General features: G+C 69.3%; 14 protein-coding genes and 1 riboswitch. Of the genes, 7 read left to right on the top strand and 7 right to left on the bottom strand.

What is annotated here, in order from left to right; translation table 11 throughout:
* Positions 1 to 145: 145 nt before the first annotated feature.
* A complete protein-coding gene (locus ABZX79_RS04655; protein WP_355251540.1) occupies positions 146 to 1,126 on the top strand; it encodes a TIGR03557 family F420-dependent LLM class oxidoreductase in 981 nt (326 codons plus the stop codon).
* An 83-nt stretch (positions 1,127 to 1,209) separates the two neighbouring features.
* Here ABZX79_RS04655 and ABZX79_RS04650 read toward each other — a convergent pair whose 3' ends face one another.
* The 3 genes from ABZX79_RS04650 to ABZX79_RS04640 form a co-directional block, all read right to left on the bottom strand.
* On the bottom strand, positions 1,210 to 3,432 hold the full coding sequence (locus tag ABZX79_RS04650) for an NADP-dependent isocitrate dehydrogenase (RefSeq protein ID WP_355251538.1): 2,223 nt from the start codon (positions 3,430 to 3,432) through the stop codon (positions 1,210 to 1,212).
* A gap of 78 nt (positions 3,433 to 3,510) precedes the next feature.
* Complete coding sequence (gene pgm / locus ABZX79_RS04645) at positions 3,511 to 5,151, bottom strand: phosphoglucomutase (alpha-D-glucose-1,6-bisphosphate-dependent) (RefSeq protein ID WP_355251536.1); 1,641 nt, start codon at positions 5,149 to 5,151, stop codon at positions 3,511 to 3,513.
* Positions 5,152 to 5,231: 80 nt separating this feature from the next.
* Positions 5,232 to 6,443 carry a glycosyltransferase gene (locus ABZX79_RS04640; RefSeq protein WP_355251533.1) on the bottom strand — a complete coding sequence of 404 codons (1,212 nt, stop codon included), beginning with the start codon at positions 6,441 to 6,443 and terminating at the stop codon, positions 5,232 to 5,234.
* Between the two features lie 202 nt (positions 6,444 to 6,645).
* On the opposite strand from ABZX79_RS04640, the gene ABZX79_RS04635 reads away from it, so the two are divergent.
* Positions 6,646 to 7,668 (top strand): LacI family DNA-binding transcriptional regulator, encoded by a 1,023-nt coding sequence (locus ABZX79_RS04635; RefSeq protein WP_355251992.1) that lies wholly within the window; start codon positions 6,646 to 6,648, stop codon positions 7,666 to 7,668.
* Here ABZX79_RS04635 and ABZX79_RS04630 read toward each other — a convergent pair.
* Positions 7,623 to 8,174, bottom strand: a complete 552-nt coding sequence (locus tag ABZX79_RS04630; protein WP_355251530.1) for a hypothetical protein — start codon at positions 8,172 to 8,174, stop codon at positions 7,623 to 7,625. The genes ABZX79_RS04635 and ABZX79_RS04630 overlap by 46 nt on opposite strands.
* Positions 8,175 to 8,244: 70 nt before the next feature.
* Positions 8,245 to 8,961, bottom strand: coding sequence for a hypothetical protein (locus tag ABZX79_RS04625; protein ID WP_355251528.1), 717 nt, complete (start codon positions 8,959 to 8,961; stop codon positions 8,245 to 8,247).
* Between the two features lie 416 nt (positions 8,962 to 9,377).
* On the opposite strand from ABZX79_RS04625, the gene ABZX79_RS04620 reads away from it, so the two are divergent.
* Positions 9,378 to 10,514 carry a cellulose binding domain-containing protein gene (locus ABZX79_RS04620; RefSeq protein WP_355251525.1) on the top strand — a complete coding sequence of 379 codons (1,137 nt, stop codon included), beginning with the start codon at positions 9,378 to 9,380 and terminating at the stop codon, positions 10,512 to 10,514.
* A 92-nt stretch (positions 10,515 to 10,606) separates the two neighbouring features.
* Here ABZX79_RS04620 and ABZX79_RS04615 read toward each other — a convergent pair whose 3' ends face one another.
* Entirely contained in the window at positions 10,607 to 12,814 is a 2,208-nt protein-coding gene (locus ABZX79_RS04615; RefSeq protein ID WP_355251522.1) for a glycoside hydrolase family 6 protein, read from the bottom strand.
* 205 nt (positions 12,815 to 13,019) lie between these two features.
* Between ABZX79_RS04615 and ABZX79_RS04610 the strand changes: the two genes are divergently transcribed.
* Complete coding sequence (locus ABZX79_RS04610; protein WP_355251519.1) at positions 13,020 to 13,919, top strand: SDR family oxidoreductase; 900 nt, start codon at positions 13,020 to 13,022, stop codon at positions 13,917 to 13,919.
* A gap of 16 nt (positions 13,920 to 13,935) precedes the next feature.
* Here the strand turns inward: ABZX79_RS04610 and ABZX79_RS04605 are convergent, their stop codons facing one another.
* The gene (locus ABZX79_RS04605; RefSeq protein ID WP_355251516.1) at positions 13,936 to 14,733 is read right to left on the bottom strand and encodes an SDR family NAD(P)-dependent oxidoreductase; all 798 of its coding nucleotides are present in this window, start codon (positions 14,731 to 14,733) and stop codon (positions 13,936 to 13,938) included.
* A gap of 482 nt (positions 14,734 to 15,215) precedes the next feature.
* Positions 15,216 to 15,380: riboswitch (cyclic di-AMP (ydaO/yuaA leader) on the top strand.
* Between the two features lie 4 nt (positions 15,381 to 15,384).
* Between ABZX79_RS04605 and ABZX79_RS04600 the strand changes: the two genes are divergently transcribed.
* The 3 genes from ABZX79_RS04600 to ABZX79_RS04590 all read left to right on the top strand — a co-directional run bounded on the left by ABZX79_RS04600 (position 15,385) and on the right by ABZX79_RS04590 (position 19,405).
* Positions 15,385 to 16,146: a LysM peptidoglycan-binding domain-containing protein gene (locus ABZX79_RS04600; protein WP_355251513.1), complete on the top strand. Its 762-nt coding sequence runs from the start codon at positions 15,385 to 15,387 to the stop codon at positions 16,144 to 16,146.
* Positions 16,147 to 16,322: 176 nt separating this feature from the next.
* Positions 16,323 to 16,592, top strand: coding sequence for a DUF4873 domain-containing protein (locus ABZX79_RS04595; RefSeq protein WP_355251510.1), 270 nt, complete (start codon positions 16,323 to 16,325; stop codon positions 16,590 to 16,592).
* Between the two features lie 176 nt (positions 16,593 to 16,768).
* Positions 16,769 to 19,405, top strand: a complete 2,637-nt coding sequence (locus ABZX79_RS04590) for a SpoIIE family protein phosphatase (protein ID WP_355251989.1) — start codon at positions 16,769 to 16,771, stop codon at positions 19,403 to 19,405.
* Positions 19,406 to 19,501 lie beyond the last annotated feature (96 nt).

Raw genomic sequence — 19,501 nt, 5'->3', positions numbered from 1 at the left:
TCACCGGACCGGCGTCATCCGATTGCCCGGCTCCGCCCTGCCCCCGTCACCCGGCCGCGCACCGGGGCCGACCGGGTGAAAGGCGCGGCACGCCCCTGGCAGAAGGGGTACCAGGGAAGCCAGGGAAACCAGGAAAGAGGAGCACATGCAGATCGGCTACAAGCTTGCCGCCGAGGCGTTCGGCCCGGCGGAACTGGTGCGGCAGGCGGTTCTGGCGGAGCAGGCCGGCTTCGATTTCGTCGAGATCAGCGACCATTACCACCCCTGGCTCGACAACCAGGGCCATTCGCCGTTCGCCTGGACCGTCCTGGGCAGCATCGCGGCGAAGACCTCACGGATCGGCCTGGCGACCGGCGTGACGTGCCCGACGGTGCGCTACCACCCGGCGATCGTCGCCCAGGCCGCGGCGACGCTGGCCCTGGTGTCGGACGGCCGCTTCGTCCTCGGTATCGGGTCCGGGGAGCGGCTCAACGAGCACGTCGTCGGCCAGGGCTTCCCGGACACCGTCAGCACCCGGCACGAGATGCTCAGGGAGGCCCTGGAGATCATCCGGCTGCTGTGGCGCGGCGGTTACCAGTCGTACGACGGCAAGCACCTGCGGCTCCAGGACGCCCGGGTGTTCGACCTCCCGGAGGAACTGCCGCTGATCGCGGTGGCCGCGAGCGGCCCGGCCTCCACGCGGATCGCCGCGGAGCTCGGGGACGGTCTGTTCGCCACCGAGGACAAGCCGGAGATCGTCCAGCAGTACCGCGACGCGGGCGGCAGCGGCCCGCACTACGCGGAGGTACCGATGGCCTGGGCGCCCGACGAGCACACCGCCGCGAAGGCCGTGCTGGAGACGTCGCGCTGGGCGGTGACCGGATGGAAAGTCATGAGCGAGCTGCCGAACCCGGTCAACTTCGACGCGGCGACCACGACCGTGCGCGAGGACGACATCCTCGAAAAGTTCGCCTGCGGCACAGACCCCGCCCGGTACGTCCAGGTCGCGCAGCAGTTCGTCGACGCGGGCTTCGACCGGCTGGTCATGCAGAACGCCGGCCCCGATCCCGACGGCTTCATCGACTTCTACCAGCGGGAACTGGCCTCCCGTATCGCGCGGTTGAAGCCGGGCGGCGCCGGCGCCTGACTCCCCCGCGGACGGCACCGCCCCGGCCCGCGTGGATGCGGGGCCGGGGCGGAACGTACGGCAGAACCGGACAGCTGCTGCCGTCAGGCGAGCGTCGCGATGGCCTGGTTGAACGTGGTCGACGGGCGCATCACGGCCTTGGCCTTGGCCGCGTCGGGACGGTAGTAGCCGCCGATGTCGGCCGGCGAGCCCTGCACCGCGATGAGCTCGTCGACGATGGTCCGCTCCTGCTCGGCCAACGTCTTGGCGAGAGCGGCGAACGCCTCGGCGAGCTTGGCGTCCTCGGTCTGCTTCGCCAGCTCCTGGGCCCAGTACAGCGCCAGGTAGAAGTGGCTGCCGCGGTTGTCGATGCCACCGAGGCGACGGCTCGGCGACTTGTCCTCCTCCAGGAAGGTCGCCGTCGCCCGGTCGAGGGTGTCGGCGAGCACCTGGGCGCGCGCGTTGTCCGTCGTCTGCGCGAGGTGCTCGAAGCTCACCGCGAGCGCGAGGAACTCACCCAGGCTGTCCCAGCGCAGGTAGTTCTCCTTGACGAGCTGCTGCACGTGCTTGGGCGCGGAGCCACCGGCGCCGGTCTCGAACAGGCCGCCGCCGTTCATGAGCGGGACGACCGAGAGCATCTTCGCGCTCGTACCGAGCTCGAGGATCGGGAACAGGTCGGTGAGGTAGTCACGCAGGACGTTGCCGGTGACCGAGATGGTGTCCTCGCCGCGGCGGATGCGCTCCAGGGAGAACGCGGTCGCCTCGACCGGCGGCATGATCTCGATCTGCAGGCCCTCGGTGTCGTGCTCCGCGAGGTACGTCTTGACCTTGGCGATCAGCTGCGCGTCGTGCGCGCGGCTCTCGTCGAGCCAGAAGACGGCCGGGACGCCGGTCGCGCGGGCGCGGGTGACGGCCAGCTTGACCCAGTCCTGGACCGGCAGGTCCTTGGTCTGGCACATGCGGAAGATGTCGCCGGCGCCGACGGCCTGCTCCAGCACGGCGTTGCCGGCCGCGTCGACGACCCGGACCGTACCGGTGGTGGGGATCTCGAAGGTCTTGTCGTGGCTGCCGTACTCCTCGGCCTTCTGGGCCATCAGGCCGACGTTCGGCACCGAGCCCATCGTGGACGGGTCGAACGCGCCGTTCGCACGGCAGTCGTCGATGACGACCTGGTAGATGCCGGCGTAGCTGCTGTCCGGGAGGACCGCGAGGGTGTCGGCCTCCTGGCCGTCCGGGCCCCACATGTGGCCGGAGGTGCGGATCATGGCCGGCATGGAGGCGTCGACGATGACGTCGCTCGGTACGTGCAGGTTGGTGATGCCCTTGTCGGAGTCGACCATCGCGAGGGCCGGGCCCTCGGCCAGCTCGGCCTCGAAGGACGCCTTGATCTCGGCGCCGATGTGCGGCACGGAGTCCAGGCCCTTGAGGATGCCGCCGAGGCCGTCGTTGGGCGTCAGACCGGCGGCGGCGAGCACCTCGCCGTACTTCGCGAAGGTCTTCGGGAAGAAGGCGCGCACCACGTGGCCGAAGATGATCGGGTCGGAGACCTTCATCATCGTGGCCTTCAGGTGTACGGAGAAGAGAATACCCTCGGCCTTGGCGCGGGCGACCTGCGCCGTGAAGAACTCGCGCAGCGCCGCGACGCGCATGACGGCCGCGTCGACGACCTCGCCCTCCAGGACGGGCACCGACTCACGCAGGACGGTGGTGGTGCCGTCGTCCCCCACGAGCTCGATGCGCAGCGAGCCCGCCTCGGAGATGACGGCGGACTTCTCGGTGGAGCGGAAGTCGTCGTTGTCCATGTGCGCGACGTTGGTCTTCGAGTCGGCCGTCCAGGCGCCCATGCGGTGCGGGTGCTTGCGGGCGTAGTTCTTGACCGACGCGGGGGCGCGGCGGTCGGAATTGCCCTCGCGCAGCACGGGGTTGACGGCGCTGCCCTTGACCTTGTCGTAGCGCGCGCGGACGTCCTTGTCCGCGTCGGTCTTCGGGTCGTCGGGGTAGTCCGGCAGCGCGTAGCCCTGCTGCTGGAGCTCGGCGATCGCGGCCTTCAGCTGCGGGATCGAAGCCGAGATGTTCGGAAGCTTGATGATGTTCGCGCCGGGCGTCTTGGCCAGCTCACCCAGCTCGGCGAGCGCGTCGTCGATGCGCTGGCTCTCCTTGAGGAACTCGGGGAAGAGGGCGATGATGCGCCCCGCCAGCGAGATGTCGCGGCTCTCCACCGTGACCCCGGCCGTCGAGGCGTAGGCCTCGACCACAGGCAAGAACGAATACGTCGCCAGGGCCGGGGCCTCGTCGGTGTGTGTGTAGATGATGGTCGAGTCAGTCACCGGGTGCTCCGCTCCACGTCTGCAACATTGCTTGACATCAAGATATCTCTAGACCGTACCTCTCCCGACAGGGGTGGGTCAGCCCGCCAGAGCCGCCGATACGACGGCCTTGGCCTCCTCCTGGACGCGGGCGAGGTGGTCCGGGCCGAGGAAGGACTCGGCGTACACCTTGTAGACGTCCTCCGTGCCCGACGGGCGGGCGGCGAACCAGGCACTCTCGGTGGTCACCTTGATGCCGCCGATGGGGGCGCCGTTGCCGGGGGCCTCGGTCAGTACGGCGGTGATCGGCTCCCCGGCCAGCGTGTCCGCCGTGACCTGCTCGGGCGAGAGGCGTGCCAGTACCGCCTTCTCCTCCCGGTTGGCCGGGGCGTCGATGCGCGCGTAGGCGGGCTCCCCGAAGCGGGCGGTGAGCACCGCGTAGTGCTCGGAGGGCGACTTCCCGGTGACCGCGAGGATCTCGGAGGCGAGCAGCGCCAGGATGATGCCGTCCTTGTCGGTGGTCCACACCGAACCGTCGCGGCGCAGGAAGGAGGCGCCGGCGGATTCCTCGCCGCCGAAGCCGAGCGAGCCGTCGGACAGCCCCTCCACGAACCACTTGAAACCCACGGGCACTTCGACCAGTTGGCGCCCGAGGTCGGCCGCGACGCGGTCGATCATCCCGGACGATACGAGTGTCTTGCCGACTCCGGCCCCGGCGGGCCACTGCTCGCGGTGGGCGTAGAGGTAGCCGATGGCGGTGGCGAGGTAGTGGTTGGGGTTCATCAGGCCGGCGTCGGGGGTGACGATGCCGTGCCGGTCGGCGTCGGCGTCGTTGCCGGTGGCGATCTGGAAGCGGTCACGGCCCTCGATCAGGGAGGCCATCGCGTACGGCGACGAGCAGTCCATCCGGATCTTGCCGTCCCAGTCCAGCGTCATGAAGCGCCAGGTGGGGTCGGTGCGCGGATTGACGACGGTCAGGTCGAGGCTGTGCTGCTCGGCGATGCGGCCCCAGTACGCGACCGACGCCCCGCCCAGCGGATCGGCGCCGATGCGCACGCCCGCGGCGCGTACCGCGTCCAGGTCGAGGACGGACGGCAGGTCGGCTACGTAGCTGCCCAGGAAGTCGTACCGGCCGGTGGTGGGCGCGGCGAGGGCCCGGGTGTACGGCAGGCGTCGTACGTCCTTCATTCCGTTCGCGATGATCTCGTTGGCGCGGTCCTGGATCCAGCCGGTCGCCTGCGATCCGGCGGGACCGCCGCTGGGCGGGTTGTACTTGAAGCCGCCGTCGGCGGGCGGGTTGTGGGACGGGGTGACGACCACACCGTCGGCGAGGCCCGAGGTCCGGCCGCGGTTGTGGGCCAGGATGGCGTGCGACACCGCCGGGGTGGGGGTGTAGCCGTCGGCCGTGTCGATGAGCACGGTCACGTCGTTGGCGGCGAAGACCTCGACCGCCGTCACCCGGGCCGGCTCGGACAGCGCGTGGGTGTCGGCGCCGAGGAAGAGCGGCCCGTCGGTGCCCTGTTGGCTCCGGTACTCGCAGATCGCCTGGCTGGTCGCGGCGATGTGGTCCTCGTTGAAGGCGGTGGCCAGGGACGTTCCCCGGTGCCCGGAGGTTCCGAACGCGACGCGCTGACCGGGCTCCCGCACGTCGGGGTGCAGGGCGTAGTACGCGGTCACCAGCCGGGCCACATCGGTCAGATCGTCCGGTCCGGCCTGCTGTCCCGCTCGCTCGTGCGCCATCTGCCCACTCCTCCAGATCGTTGGTGCCGGTGCCTGTGCCGACGTCGACGTCAGTCACCAGTGGGTACCACACGGACCTTTCATTGTGGGGCCGTGTGGTGATTGACCAGGCTTTCCAAGTCATCCAGCGCTGTTTCGACGGTCGGCAGGGCAAGGCAGGCCAGCCGGGCCTGCTTCACTCGCCGCAGTACGGAGCCGTCGTCGAGCAGCCGGCGGCACGTCGACGCGATGCCGGACGGAGTGGGATCGGTGACCTCGCTGCCGAGGCCCAGCTCGGTGACGCGCCGCGCGTTCATCGGCTGGTCCGCCGTCCGGGGCAGTACCGCCATGGGAGTCGCGGTGCTGATCGACTCCCACACGCTGGTGTAGCCGCCGTGGGTGAGGAAGAGGTCGGCCGCTTCCAGCAGCAGTGGCTGCGGTACGGAGTCGACGACATGCACATGGGGGGCGGGATCGAGACCGGCGACGGTCACTCCGCTGGTGGACACCACCGCGTTGCAGTCGAGCCGTGACAACGCCTCGATCATGGACCGTAGGACCGTCGCCGGATCCGGCTGTCCCGGCAGCGGCTGATGCCCGTCCGGCGAGTGCGCGAAGAGCGGCAGAGCGCAACCGATACCGGCGTACACCAATGGCCGGTCGATGGGCAGGCCGACCACCCAGCGGGGGAGTTTCGCACGGGGATCGGCGGACGCCGGCCGGCGGTACGCGAGCGCGGGCGGGAGGTGCGGAGCGAAGGTCCAGGAGGGCGGAAGATCGTCCAGGTGCCCGTGGGGTGTCAGGGACATCGGATCGTCCTGCTCCGGCAGGCCGACGGTGGAGCGCCAGCGGTTGAGATGCGGCAGCAGAGCCGTCGGGTCGGTGAAGCCCTTCGCCCCGGACGGCATCGCGACCTGGGGGATGCCCAGTTTCTCGGCCACGAGGCAGGCACTGACGTCCATCGCGTCGCGCAGCAGCAGATCCGGCTTGAAGTCGTGGGCCACCGCGTCCAGCGCGTTGAGCTGACCGGCCAGGTGCGGGCCCGCCAGTGCGAGCGCCGCCGATCCCCGGGACGCGGCACCGGTCTGGAGCTGCTTGACGGCATCGCGGGTTTCCTGACCGGCCGTCATCGCGTCACCGAACAGGCTCGGCAGACATGCTGTCGCCAGAACGCCCTGGTCCAGGTAGAAACCGAGCAGGTACTCCTCGGTGGCGATGTGCACTTCATGACCCGCGCCGGACAGCAGGCGCGCGAAGCGGAGCGCCTCGCGCGTGTGGGATGGGGAGAGAACCGAAGTACACAGGACGCGCATGCCAGAGATCACCATTCGCCCGCTCGACAGCATTTTCCCGCTCGAATCATCCTCTTGTGCGGGCCGCGCCGACGCGGTGACGCACCGATCAATGTGATCAACGGGTTGGGATGGGAGCGCGTCCGGTGATTCGATGTGACCTGTCCTCGTACCAACAGGTGCTCCGAGGACCGGATATCCCTCCTGGAGGTCGCGCGCGATGGTGACGAGAGGACGTACGGGCCCGCCCACGCTCGAGGAAGTCGCCGCGTTCGCGGGCGTCGGGCGGGGCACGGTGTCCCGTGTCATCAACAACGCGCCCGGGGTGAAGGCCGCGACACGGCTGACGGTCGAACGGGCGATAGCCGAGCTCGGCTACGTTCCCAACCACGCCGCCCGGGCGCTGGCCGGCAGCCGCACCGACGCGGTGGCGCTGGTGATCACGGAGACCGAGCGGCGTTTCTTCGCGGAGCCGTTCTTCTCCGACATCGTCCACGCGGTCGGCGCCGGACTGGCCGACACCGACATCCAGCTGCTGCTGACGCTGGTACGTACCGAAAAGGAACGGCAGCGGTTCGTGCAGTACGCGCGCGCCGGCCGGGTGGACGGGGTGCTGATGGTGTCCCTGCACGGCGACGACCCGCTCCCCGACATGCTCGCCGAACTGGAACTGCCGACTGTCCTCAGTGGCCGGCGCTCCAGCGACGAGTCGGTGTCGTACGTCGACTCCGACAACGTCGGCGGGGCCCGGTCGGCGGTCCGCCACCTGGTGGACACGGGGCGGCGGGCCATCGCCACGGTGACCGGTCCACCGGACATGTACGTCGCGCAGTGCCGGCTCCGGGGCTACGAGGAGGAGATGCGGAAGGCCTTCGGCGAGGTGGAGGCGTCATTGATCGCGCAGGGCGACTTCACCGAGGAGAGCGGGCGCCGGGCGATGGCCGAGCTCCTGGAGCGCCATCCGGAGCTGGACGCGGTGTTCGCGGCGTCGGACATCATGGCCGCGGGCGCGTTGCACACCTTGCGCGCGGCAGGCCGCAGGGTGCCGCAGGACGTGGCCGTCGTGGGGTTCGACGACTCCCCGCTCGCGCAGCACACCGATCCGCAACTCACCACCGTCCGCCAGCCGGTGGAGGAGATGGGCCGCGCCATGGCACGCGTACTGCTGGAGGACATCGACGAACCCAGCGCGGCCTGGCGTCACGTCATCCTGCGTACGAAGCTGGTGGTGCGCGCCTCCGCCTGACGTGCGTCGCATTCACCGCGGCCGCGCAGCGCGGCGACCGCCGCGTCGGGTCCGTTCTCGTACCGGGCCAGCTGCGTCCTGGTCGGCGCGACCCGCCATACGCCTCGCTCGGACACCATGCGCAGGGTGCCGGAGGCCTCCCCGCCCTGCCAGCCGATGTCGACCGTACGCCGGTCCAGCGGGACCGCCCGTACCGTCTGGAACGGGACGGCGAGCAGGGGGTGGCAGATCCGGTGCGTACGGACGTAGGTGTCCCGGGGGACGTGCCGCTGGGCGCCGCTGCTCCATCCCTCCCACGCCGCCGACCAGTCGCCGCCCGAGAGCAGCCCGAGGTGGGTCTGCGCGGCCGACCGGGCGGCCTGCCCGGCGGTGGCTCCGGCCTCGGCCGCCTGTCCGGTGGAGGCCGGCGAGCCGGCGGTGTCCTGGGCGCGGCTGACCAGTGCCACCGCGAGCAGTGCGGCGATCACGCAGGACAGCCGCAGCAGCGGGGCGCGGTCGGCGCGCATGTGAGTCCTTCCGTGGCACGGGCCCCGAGGACCGGGTGCGTAGGCCCGGTCCTCGGGGCGGCGTGGGTGGTCAGTTGGCGTAGCGGACGGTGCCGTACTTCTTCACCAGGTCGGTGTTGGCAGAGACGTTCAGGTCCGCGGTGAAGCGGACGGAGTCACGGGTGGTTTCCAGGGCCACCGCGCCCTGGTTCGGGCCGCCGAGCTTGTACACCCAGGCGTGGCCGGGGTCGATGCCGCGCTGGGGCAGCGACACGTCGTGGAAGCCGAGGCGCGCGATGTAGAACGACGTACCGTCGCCCCGCTTGACCTCCAGGAAGTCCTGCTGCGGGTGCCCGAACGCCTGGGAGGCACCGTAGTGGTGCTGGTCCGAGCCGGACGGAGCGCGGAAGATCAGGACGCCGCAGTCCAGGTGGACCGGCTTGTTGGAACGGTTGGTGAAGACCAGCTCCCGCAGCCCGTAACCGGTGGTGTTGTCGGCTCGCACGCTGACGGTGAGCGGGACGTTCGAGGTGAAGGACGTGGTCAGCGGCTCGTTCAGGATGGGGTTGGTGCCGGATATCGGGTAGCTGGGGCTGGTGTGGCAGCGTTCGAGCGGGGTGGTGTACTGCGAGGCTCCGCCGGTCGGCAGCTGCTGGGTGAAGCTGTCCGGGCCGCCGGTGACGGCTGTGGTCTGTCCGGCGGCGGCGGTGGCCGTCCGGGAGGTGGTCAGCTGGACGGCGATCGTGGCGATCACCAGTGCGAGGGCGGCCAGGCCGGCCATGGTCAGTCGTAACGCGGGGCTGCGCATGGGGATTTCCTCCTGTGCGGGCAGGACGGATGAACAGGGTCCTGGCGGGAAAGGGGGAAGGGATTTCGGGAGCGCTCCCATTCAGGGACGCCGACCGGATGCATCCCTTCCTCACCTTCACTGTGCGGAATTGACACGCTCCCGTCAATCGTTGTCGGGCGGCGTGAACCGGCCAAGAAAGCCGACGGCGAGGCGATTCGGCCGGATGACTCCTCGCCGTGGGCCGGTCGTAGTGCTACGCGCACGGGGCGCCGATGGCCAATTCCCTTGCGATGCAAGGCACTTGCCAGCGCTTCGGGAGGTCCCTACAGTCCCTGCCGAAGCACAAGTGGGAGCGCTCCCTGGGAGCGCTCCCACAGAGCCCGAGACGGGAGCGCTCCCATTCCACCCGCAACGCTTCTCACCGAAGGAGCCACATGAGACCGCTACCGCGCTGTGTCCGGTCCGTCCGCACGGCCCTCATGACGATGCTGGTGGCCTTGGCGTCACTGGCCACTCTCGTGACGACGGCAGGGCCCGCACAGGCCGACACCCTGATATGCGATCAGTTCGGTTCCACCACCATCCAGGGCCGCTACGTGGTCCAGAACAACCGCTGGGGCACCAGCGCCACGCAATGCGTCAACGCGACCGCCACCGGTTTCGAGCTCACCCGGGCCGACGGCTCCGTCCCGACCAACGGGGCGCCCAAGTCGTACCCGTCCATCTACAACGGCTGCCACTACACGAACTGCTCGCCCGGCACCAACCTGCCCAAGCAGGTGAGCACGATCAGCAGCGCGCCGAGCAGCATCTCGTACGGCTACGTCAGCAACGCGGTCTACAACGCGTCGTACGACATCTGGCTCGACCCGACCCCCAAGACCGACGGCGTGAGCCGGACCGAGATCATGATCTGGTTCAACCGGGTGGGCCCGATCCAGCCGATCGGTTCCAAGACCGGTACGGCCAGTGTGGGCGGCCGTACCTGGGACGTCTGGACCGGCAGCAACGGCTCCAACGACGTCATCTCGTTCATAGCGCCCTCGGCGATCGCCGGCTGGAGCTTCGACGTGATGGACTTCGTCGACCAGACCGTCGCCCGCGGGATGGCCCAGCCGTCGTGGTACATCACCAGCGTGCAGGCCGGGTTCGAACCGTGGCAGAACGGCGCCGGCCTGCGGGTCGACTCCTTCTCCTCCACCATCAACAGCGGCAGCACCGACCCCGGTGACCCGGGTGACCCGGGAACGCCGGCGGCCTGCAAGGTCACGTACGCCACGAACGTCTGGCCCGGCGGCTTCACCGCCAATGTGACCGTCGCCAACACCGGCTCCGCGCCCGTCAACGGCTGGAAGGTGGCGTTCACGCTCCCGTCCGGCCAGAGCGTCACCAACGCCTGGAACGCCACCATCGCCCCGTCCTCCGGCGCGGTGACCGCGAGCAACACCTCGTCCAACGCCCAGATCGCCCCGAACGGCAGCCAGTCGTTCGGCTTCCAGGGCACGTATACGGGAACGTTCACCAAGCCGACGCAGTTCAGCCTCAACGCAGCCGCGTGCACGGTGGCTTAGGAAACGATCGCCCAGAAATGGGCCTGTCCCGCCCGGCCGGTACGGCGGCCGGCCGGGCGGGACAGGGGTCAGGAGTGACGAGCGTTCGCCGGTCAGGCCGGCGGGGCGCCCCAGGCGAGCGTGGAGCCGGTGTACGCCGGGATGGCCGGCGCATCGGCGTACGCGGTAGCCGCCGTACGGCTGTAATCGTTGGCCTCGTTGAAGTTGGACCAGTCGGACTTGCTCAGCCTCAGCTGGACGTCACCGGTGTCCTTCCCGGCCGCCAGCGAGCCACCCGAGAACGTCACCTCCAGGTAGGCGTCCGCACCCGTGACCGGAGTGGTCAGCGGAACGACCCGCAGCTTCACCTGCGAGCAGCCCACCGCCGCGTAGTCGCAGAACGCGCTCACCGAGGACGACCCGCCGTCGCGGGTGAAGTAGTAGCGCGCCGAGACCTTGCTCAGATCGAGCGCGGCGGAACCGGTGTTGACCACCTGGAGACCCGGCCGGATGGAGTTGTCCGTGGCGGAGGCGTCATTGTTCTTGTACCGGACCTTCAGCGCACCGGACGGATCGCCGCCACCACCTCCGGCCCCGGTCGTCACGCTCAACACCGCGGAGGCCGCCGACACGTTGCCCGCCGCGTCACGCGCCCGGACCGTGTAGTTGTACGCCGTGGACGGCGACAGGCCGGTGTCCGTGAAGGACGTACCGGCCACCGGTGTCGTGTTCGCCTTCACCGTGCCCCGGTAGACGTCGTAACCCGTCACCCCGACGTTGTCCGTCGACGCGTTCCACGCCAGCGACACACTGTTCGCCGTCTTCGCCGTGCTGCTCAGGGCAGTGGGGGCGGTCGGCGCCTGCGTGTCCGTCGGGTCCGGGTCGCCGCCACCGTCGGTGGGGACGGCCGGGTAGGCGTTCCTCACCAGCATCTCGAACTGGTTGTGGAACCAGTGACCGGCCAGTGGCGCGTCCGGCAGCGCGCCGGTCTTGCCGTTGCCGGCGCCCGGCGCGGTGTACGACGGGTTGCACATCGGGTCCGGGCGCTTGCCCTCGTCGTTCGGGATGTCCTCGCTCGCGCCGTCCGATTCGCCGGGCGGCTTGACCCACAGGAACGCGTCCAGATGCGAATCCGGGTAGCCGGCGGGGGCGGCCTGCGGCGGTTGCCCCATACCGGCGCCGCTGTGGTTGCACCACAGCCCGCGGTGGGCCCGGCGGTCCGCCTTGGACTCGCTCACGTACGTGTCGAGGGTGGTGCTGGTGCTTTCGGCGGTCGGCCGCCCGCTGCCGCCCCAGCCGTTGCGGGACGTGTCGACGACCATGCCGGTGGACGCGGGCCAGCCCTGGGCGACCAGCGCCCGGTGAACGGACTTGGTGAAGTCCGACTCGTCGAAGTTCGGGTTCCACTCGTAGAACTTGCCCGACTTGACCATGTTCCCGCCGACGGTCTTGTCGGGGTCGGTGAGGAACGGCTCGGCCAGCGGCGTGTAGTTGGAGACATTGGTGATCAGGCCGTCAACGCTGCTCAGACCCGCGGCGGTGCCCTTGGCGACGTCCGTGTACAGCTGCGTGGTCTGCGTCAGGTTGGTGTCCCAGCCCAGCCAGCCGGAGTGGGCGAAGTCCAGGTACGTATAGACGTTCGGGATGGCGTGCAGCTTGTCCAGGGCGTACTGGATGCCCTTGACCTGGATGCCGCTGCTCTTCGCCTGCGCGCACTCGGGGTCCGCCAGGTTGGTGACCAGGTTCGGCAGGCCGTCCGGTTCGATCACCGTGGTGATGCGGATGTCCTGGTACTTCGGGGCGGCGAAGACGCTGGTGATGGCGTCGATGTACTCGGCCTTGTAGCGGTCCAGGCCCGCCTGTGTGAGGGGCAGTTCACCGTTGGAGGCGAGGGCGGCGCAGTCCCGGCCCGGCAGGTCGTACACCACGAACGTGGCGGTCAGCGGCTGTCCGGGCTTCTTCTGGGCCAGCGCCAGGTCGAGGTGGTCGGCCAGACTCTTGCGGCCCCCGTTGGCGCTGCCGCCGTGTATCGCGGCGATGCGGTCCAGCCAGACGGCGGTGGGATAGCTCTTGACCTTCTCCATCTTCGCCTTGACCGTGGCGTCGGCGGTCTTGGCGATGGACCCGTCGATCAGTGTCGCGTAGTCGGGGTTGATGTAGGACGAGGCACCCGCGAACGGATTGTCGACGTGCGCTTCGGCCGCCTCGGCCGCGACCGCCGGCGTGGTGCCGATCAGTCCGGCCGCCGCGAGCAGCAGGCTGGTGGCGGTGCCGGCGGCGACAGCCGCTAACGTTCTTCGGCTTTTTCTGTGGTGGCTCACGTGCGGATCTCCCTGTCAGAAGACTTCGGGGGCCGAGTGGGAGCGCTCCCATCGCTCGTCGGTGGGAGCGCTCCCAAACGTGGTGCGGCATCAATCAAGCAGCGGGCGTGCGCGCGTGTCAATGCACATGACAAGGCCCGTGGATTCGAGCGCTGGGCTTTGGGGAACCCAGATGTGACCAAATCCGATCAACAAGGAGGCCGCGATGAATGAAGAGAGCCGCGAGGGGGAAACCCCGGAAAACCCCGTCACGAAGCATCCGCAGCCGGAGCTCCCGGACCAGGAACAGGAACACCCCGGCTGGACGGGCCCGATGGATCCTCCGCCCGATCACGGCGAGGACTCCTACCGGGGAAACGGGCTTCTGAAAGGCCTCGCGGCGGTGGTGACCGGCGGGGACTCCGGGATCGGCCGGGCGGTGTGCCTGGCCTTCGCCCGTGAGGGTGCCGATGTTCTGCTCACTCATCTTCCGGAGGAGGACAAAGAGGCCGCCGAGACCTCCCGCCTCGTCGAGGAGGCGGGCCGCAGGGCTGTCGCGGTGAGCTGCGACATCCGGGACGAGGAGCAGTGCCGTGCGCTGATTGACCGCGCGATCACGGAATTCGGCCACATCAACATTCTGGTGAACAACGCCGCCTATCAGATGTCCCAGCCGGACGGCATCAGCGCCATCACGACCGATCAATTCGACCGGGTCATGAAGACCAACCTCTACGGCATGTTCTGGCTGTCGAAGATGGCCCTCCCCCACATCCCCGAGGGCGGCTGCATTATCAACTCGTCCTCCGTCCAGGCGTACAAACCCAGCCCTCATCTGCTCGATTACGCCATGACGAAGTCGGCCATCGTCGCGTTCACTCAGGGGCTGGCGCAAATGGTGGCGTCCAGCGGCATCCGGGTCAACGCTGTCGCTCCCGGCCCGGTATGGACGCCGCTGATTCCGGCGACCATGCCGGACACCACGAAGTTCGGAAAGCAGGCGCCTCTGGGCCGCCCGGCACAGCCTGCCGAGATGGCCCCGGCCTACGTATTCCTCGCTTCTCCGCAGGCGAGCTACATCACGGCTGAGATTGTCAACGCCACCGGGGGCACACCTCTGCCGTAAAAGAGCAGGAAGGCGCTCACTTCGGTTCGCCGGATCCGGGTTCCGCCATTTTCCGGTGGGCGGCGGCCTTGACGCTGTCGGGGACGACCTTGTTGACCAGCCCTTGCGCCTTGGTCTTCACGGAGCCCGCCACGACCTTCTTCCGGCCGGCCATCAGCGCCGCGAAGCCCTGCCTCGCCACCTCTTCGGGATCGTCCTTCTTCTGCCGCCCGACCTGGGTGTCATCCATGCCGGCGCGGTGGAAGAAGTGGGTCTCCGTCGGGCCGGGCATGACCGACGTGATCGTCACCGCGGTGTCTTTCAGTTCGTTCTGCAACGCCTGGGCGAACGACTGGATGAAGGACTTGGAGGCGTTGTACACCGCCTGGAAGGAGCCCGGCATCGTTGCCGCGATGGACGACGTGAACAGGATTCTGCCCTCGTCGCGAGCGACCATGTCGGGCAGCAGGCCCTTCGCCAGCCGCACGGTGGACGTGATGTTGAGGTCGATGACACGCAGCTGGTCGGCGAGGTCCGTGTCGAGGAAGGCCCCGCCCTGCCCGACGCCGGCGTTGAGTGCGGCGGCGGCGACCGGCCGCCCGGTCGCCGTGATGGCGCCGAGCAGTCGCTGCGTGCCGTCCGGTGTCGCCAGATCGGCCTTCACGATGTGTACGTCGGCTCCATGGGCCCGCACTTCGTCCGCCGCGAGGGCGAGGTCGGAATTCTCAGCGGCCAGCAGAAGGTCGAATCCATTTTCAGCGAATTGCTTGGCCAGCTCGAAACCGATTCCGCTGGAGGCACCGGTAACGACGGCCAGAGGCCTGGTTTCGTTCATGTGGGATGGATACCCGCGCGAGGCTGTTTGTATCAGTTTATTCCAGTTTGCCCAATGCCGCCCATGACCGGACCGTCGCGGAGCAACTCCCTTCAGCGCGCGGTGGACTTGCGGAAAGGGGCGCGCAAGTCGCCGCGGGGACAGAGGAGTTACGGCGTTCGGCGCAAGCACTCCCGGCCCACACCGCTCCAATAGCACGCATTCCGCCCACGAATGACCAATGTGGGCGGTTTGCCTGAATGGTCGGCCGCTCGACGTCATCCGTGACAGGAGTCACGTCGGCAGCGAAACGCGGTAGTGCCAACGCCTCAGTTCCCGTCAATAGAGGGAAAGTTGCGCCTGCCGCCCACGGACAGTGACAGAAGTTTCCACGTCCTGATAGGCCATCTCCATTGCGACGCGGAATCCGGGGCTTGTTCTTACCTGCCTGTCTCGCTTACCGTCACCGTCAATCCGGGTGGACCGCCGAATCCTGCCGCCGTCCGGAAACCGCACCCACTCACACTCACGTACGGCAGGAGCGGGGGAACCAGGTAAGCCGCCGATCCGGAATCCGGAACGGCTTGGGGTGAAGTCGCATTGACCGTGCGACCGGGCATCTCCAGCCCGAACCCGACAGCTCACCTCGCAGGCGACGGAGAGGAATTCGTTATGCCCTCGAAGGGTAAGCACCGTCGTCCCAAGGCCAGATCACTCACTCGCGGTTTCATCGCCGCGAGCACGGGTGGCGCCGCACTCGCCCTGCCGCTGATCGGGGCGACCTCCGCCACCGCCGCGCAGCCCGCAGCTGTCGAGAAGGCCGCGCCGGCCGTCGCCGCCGCCGCGAAGAAGGCCGAGCCCAAGACCTATTCCGTGGTCGCGGGTGACTCCCTGTCCAAGATCGCGGACGCGCGTTCCGTGAGCGGCGGCTGGAAGAAGCTGTACGAGGACAACCGTCAGGTCATCGGCGACAACCCGGCGCTGATTCACCCCGGCCTCAAGCTGACGATCGGCGCGAAGGCCGAGCCGAAGGCGAAGACGCCCGCGAAGGCCCCGGCCGAGCGGGCCGACCGCTCCGAGACCCGCACCGCCGTCACGAAGACCACGACGTACGCCAACAACCTGGACGGCTGGATCAAGGAGTCGCTGGCCGTCATGGCCAAGCACGGCATCCCCGGCACGTACGAGGGCATCCACCGCAACATCATGCGTGAGTCCTCGGGCAACCCGATGGCGATCAACAACTGGGACTCCAACGCCGTGGCCGGTACGCCGTCCAAGGGGCTCCTCCAGGTCATCCAGCCGACCTTCGCGGCCTACCACGTGCCCGGTACGTCGATGGACAGCTACGACCCTGTCGCCAACATCACCGCCGCGTGCAATTACGCCGCGGACCGCTACGGCTCGATCGACAACGTCAACGGACCGTACTAAAGCGACCGCCGGGGCGGGTGAACACCCTTCCCGTAGCGAGTGATTGAGAAATTCACGGCCGTGCGCTCCAGCAGGGCGCCTGAGGGCACCCCGCTGGAGCGCACGGCCGGTCGTACACCCAGCGCACCTCGCCCCTGTGGTAGGACGCGGCGGCCGGTGGGCGCACACTGGGGACCATGAGTAACTACCAGGGCCCCGCGGTCCTCATCACCGGTGACGTCGAGATCGAGGTCGTGGCCACCCTCAGCGGCGGCCGCGCCGAGCTGGCCGAGTGGGGCGGCAGCGCGCAGACCGACAAGGTGACAGAAGAGTTCTTCGCGGCGATGGAGGGCGACCGCGCCACGCTGCGGCTGCCGGACGGCCGGGAGGCGAGCGTCCTGGCGAAGCGCACCGCCATCGGCAGTGGGCGGCTGAAGATTTCCGGGGTCGGCTCGATCCCGTTCTAGGCGGCGCCGTCACCCTCGACGGCTGCCCCTAAAATGCCACGCAATGCTAAAAATAGGGCATGAGCGGACGCCTCGGACGATCCAGGCATGTCGGGTCACCGCGCTCGTCACGGCGAGGAGTGCTTTCCCGGCTGGAGGCGCGCAGCGCCGCCGGTCAGGTCCTCTTCCTCCAGATCATGGTCGCGGTGCTGCTGATCACCGCCGCGGTGGTCGCGCTCGCGTTCCAGACGCGCCACGACAGCGAGCGGGACGCCCGTAACCGCTCGCTCGCCGCCGCGGCGGCCTTCGCGGACGCCCCGGGCACCGTCGACGCCCTGCGGTCTCCCGACCCGGCCGCGGTTCTGCAAGCCCACGCGGAGTCGGCCCGGCGGGGATCGGGCGTGGACTTCATGGCGGTCATGGCCCCGGACGGCACCCGGTACGTCGACACCGATCCGACGCTGATCGGCGAGCGCGCCGAGGATGTCGAACGCGCCTCGGCCGGAGAAACCTTCACGGAGATCTTCACGGGCGCCCCGAACGACGCGGCCCGCGCCGTCGTGCCCGTGGTGGACCGCGCCGGTTCCGTCGTCGGCCTGGTGGCCGCCGGTGTCACTGTCGAGAACGTCGGTGACGCGGTGGACCGCCATCTGCCGATGCTCCTCGCCTCCGCCACCACCGCACTCGTTCTCGCCACGGGCAGCTCCGTGCTCGTGAGCAGGAGGCTGCGCCGGCAGACGCACGGCCTCGGCCCCACCGAGATGACCCGGATGTACGAACACCACGACGCGGTTTTGCACGCCGTCCGGGAAGGGGTGCTCATCGTCGGGGACGACGGCCGGCTGACGCTGGTCAACGACGAGGCACGCAGGCTCCTGGAGCTGCCCGCGGGCGCGGAGGGCCGGCACGTCACCGAGGTGGGCCTCGATGCCCCCATCGCCGAGCTGCTGGTCTCGGGCCGCGCGGTGACCGACGAGGTGCACCTGGCCGGGGATCGTCTGCTGGCTGTCAATACACGGCCCACCGCCCCGCACGGAGGTCCTCCCGGCACTGCCGCGACGCTCCGCGACACCACCGAGCTGCGCGCGCTGTCCGGCGCGGCGGAGGTGGCCCGGGAGCGCCTGAAACTGCTGTACGACGCCGGGGTGCGGATCGGTACCACGCTGGACGTGATGCGTACCGCCGAGGAACTGTCCGAGGTGGCGGTCCCCCGGTTCGCGGACTTCGCCACGGTGGAGCTGCTGGACCCCGTACTGCAGGGCGAGGAGCCGACGGGCGCGTACACCGAAATGCGCCGCGCCGCTGTGAGCGGCCGCCGTGAGGAGGGCCGGCCTTTCCAGCCGGTGGGCGACCTGATCAGATTCGTCGTCCCCACGACGCCGATGGCAGCGGCGCTGGCAAGCGGCCATGCGGTGCTGGAGGCCGATCTGACGGTGGCCCACGGCTGGCGGTCCCAGGATCCGGTGGGGGCCGACCGGGCCCTCGCCTACGGCATCCGTTCGCTGGTCTCGGTGCCGTTGCAGGCCCGTGGTGTCGTCCTGGGCATGGCGAATTTCTGGCGCGCGGAGCCCACTGAGCGTTTCGGGGAAGAAGATGTGGCGTTCGCCGAGGAACTCGCGGCCCGCGCGGCGGTCGCCATCGACAACGCCCGTCGCTTCACCCGCGAACACACGATGGCCGTAACGCTCCAGCGCAGCCTGCTGCCCCGCGTCCTGCCCGAGCAGGACGCCGTGGATGTCGCCTACCGCTATCTGCCCGCGCAGGCCGGGGTGGGCGGCGACTGGTTCGACGTCATCCCGCTGCCGGGGGCGCGGGTCGCCCTGGTCGTCGGCGACGTCGTCGGCCACGGCCTGCACGCCGCCGCCACGATGGGCCGGCTGCGCACCGCCGTCCACAACTTCTCCGCCCTCGACCTGTCGCCGGACGAGCTCCTGGGCCACCTCGACGAGCTGGTCTCCCGTATCGACGACGAGGAGGGGGACGACGACGGCGACGGCATCGCGGGCGCCACCTGCCTGTACGCCATCTACGATCCGGTCTCCGGCGTGTGCAGCATGGCTACGGCCGGGCACTTCGCCCCCGCGCTGGTCCGCCCCGACGGCACGGTGGAGATCCTGGACATGCCCGTCTTTCCGCCGCTCGGCCTCCACGGCCTGCCCTTCGAGACCGCCGAAGTGCCCCTGCCCGAGGGCAGCCGGCTCGTCCTTTACACCGACGGCCTCATCGAGCACCGCGACCGCGACATCGACACCGGCCTGCGCCTCCTGCGCGACACCCTCGCCGACGCCACGAACCCGACGCCCGAGGAGACCTGCCAGGCCGTGTTCAGTGCGATGTTGCCGCCGCACCGCAGTGACGACATCGCGCTGCTGGTGGCCCGCACTCATCTGCTGGACCGTGCCCGGGTCGCCGACTGGGACGTCCCGGCCGACCCCGCGGCCGTCGCTCCCGTCCGCGCCGCGTGCGGCCGTCAGCTGGAGACGTGGGGGCTCGGGGAGATCGGGTTCACCACCGAACTCATGCTGAGCGAACTCATCACCAACGCCATCCGCTACGGCTCCGAGCCGATCCACGTGCGGCTGATGTACGAGCGCGGTCTGATCTGCGAGGTGTCCGACGGCAGCAGCACCGCCCCGCACGTGCGGCGCGCCGCCGCCACCGACGAAGGCGGGCGCGGTCTGTTCCTCGTCTCCCAGTTCGCCGGGCGGTGGGGAACCAGGTACACGGCGACCGGCAAAGTCATGTGGATCGAGCAGTCACTGAACGACGGTCAGCAGCCGTCGGCCGAGCCGTCTTTGGACGATCTGTCCTGGTTGCCCGTCGACCCGCTCTGACGGCCGTGGGAGCGAACCGTGCCCCGTGCGGAAGGCGAGCGTACGGACGGCATACTCTCCGACCGGGCGCGATCACTTCCGACACGCTAGGAGCAG

The sequence above is a fragment of the Streptomyces sp. NPDC002994 genome (genome assembly GCF_040611155.1).
Taxonomy (GTDB): Bacteria; Actinomycetota; Actinomycetes; order Streptomycetales; family Streptomycetaceae; genus Streptomyces.
The sequence above is the reverse complement of the archived record's forward strand: the minus strand, read 5'-3'. Positions and strand labels throughout refer to the sequence as shown.

Bases quoted from the DNA above. Each gene is read 5' to 3' on its own strand.
- ABZX79_RS04655 (WP_355251540.1), top strand. From the start codon at position 146: ATGCAGATCGGCTACAAGCTTGCCGCCGAGGCGTTCGGCCCGGCGGAA.
- pgm (WP_355251536.1), bottom strand. From the start codon at position 5,151: ATGGCGCACGAGCGAGCGGGACAGCAGGCCGGACCGGACGATCTGACC.
- ABZX79_RS04640 (WP_355251533.1), bottom strand. From the start codon at position 6,443: ATGCGCGTCCTGTGTACTTCGGTTCTCTCCCCATCCCACACGCGCGAG.
- ABZX79_RS04630 (WP_355251530.1), bottom strand. From the start codon at position 8,174: ATGCGCGCCGACCGCGCCCCGCTGCTGCGGCTGTCCTGCGTGATCGCC.
- ABZX79_RS04625 (WP_355251528.1), bottom strand. From the start codon at position 8,961: ATGCGCAGCCCCGCGTTACGACTGACCATGGCCGGCCTGGCCGCCCTC.
- ABZX79_RS04620 (WP_355251525.1), top strand. From the start codon at position 9,378: ATGAGACCGCTACCGCGCTGTGTCCGGTCCGTCCGCACGGCCCTCATG.
- ABZX79_RS04610 (WP_355251519.1), top strand. From the start codon at position 13,020: ATGAATGAAGAGAGCCGCGAGGGGGAAACCCCGGAAAACCCCGTCACG.
- ABZX79_RS04605 (WP_355251516.1), bottom strand. From the start codon at position 14,733: ATGAACGAAACCAGGCCTCTGGCCGTCGTTACCGGTGCCTCCAGCGGA.
- ABZX79_RS04600 (WP_355251513.1), top strand. From the start codon at position 15,385: ATGCCCTCGAAGGGTAAGCACCGTCGTCCCAAGGCCAGATCACTCACT.
- ABZX79_RS04595 (WP_355251510.1), top strand. From the start codon at position 16,323: ATGAGTAACTACCAGGGCCCCGCGGTCCTCATCACCGGTGACGTCGAG.
- ABZX79_RS04590 (WP_355251989.1), top strand. From the start codon at position 16,769: ATGGTCGCGGTGCTGCTGATCACCGCCGCGGTGGTCGCGCTCGCGTTC.